1 protein-coding gene is annotated in these 764 nt (G+C 27.2%); it reads left to right on the top strand.

The features are described from left to right. Nucleotides 1–363: 363 nt before the first annotated feature. Nucleotides 364–764 (top strand): AAA family ATPase (locus C4B24_RS04860; protein WP_168388382.1); only part of this gene is annotated, 401 nt, incomplete at its 3' end.

Below are 764 nucleotides of genomic sequence, written 5' to 3' on the forward strand. Positions count from 1 at the left end.
ATTTATAAATATTGCCATTGATGATATTTGCATACAAATTTAGAATATGGATTTCCTGCCTTACGCACTCAAGGGCACATTGTATTCTTTTTTTGATTTAGTCTTTGAATGATTTAACATGGACATTTTTATTAGTGCTTTCTTTGGTATGTTCTAACTTATCTTTGTAGAAGTTAATAATAAATCACAAAAGATTAATATCTAATAGACGGAATTGACTAAATAACACTCAAAGGCAGCATAACATTTTTTATTTACTTAATTTAGAAGGCAATTATAAAAATGTTTTTTCTACACTCTTTTCACTTATAATAAAGCAGACGTAAAAAAATTACATCTAGTTTTGATATGAAAGGAGAAAATATGAAAATATTAAAAATTGAAATAGAGAATTTTAAGGGGATTTTTGAAAAAGTATCCCTTGATTTATCTCCTAATTCAAACGGAATCGAAAATGATATTAAATATGGTTTATTTGAACAATATGCAAAGCCAGTTCCAACATCTGTTGGTATCATTGGTAGAAACTCTTCGGGAAAGAGTACAATTTTACATGCGATTCACCATGTTTTCAAAACCATTACCAGCAATTTATTTTTTGAAGACTCTATTAGATCACATTTTGAAAGACAAGTAATTGGAAAATATAATGAAGCAATGGGTATTGATAAAATAATGAATGAAATGAATTCTATTGGAGACAAGATTCAAAATTTTAAAAAAGAAATCTCTCAAACTGGCGATAAACTCGAGCAAGTTAAAAT

It is taken from the genome of Mycoplasma marinum (assembly GCF_004335975.1).
GTDB classification, from domain to species: domain Bacteria; phylum Bacillota_I; class Bacilli_A; order Mycoplasmatales; family Metamycoplasmataceae; genus Mycoplasma_K; species Mycoplasma_K marinum.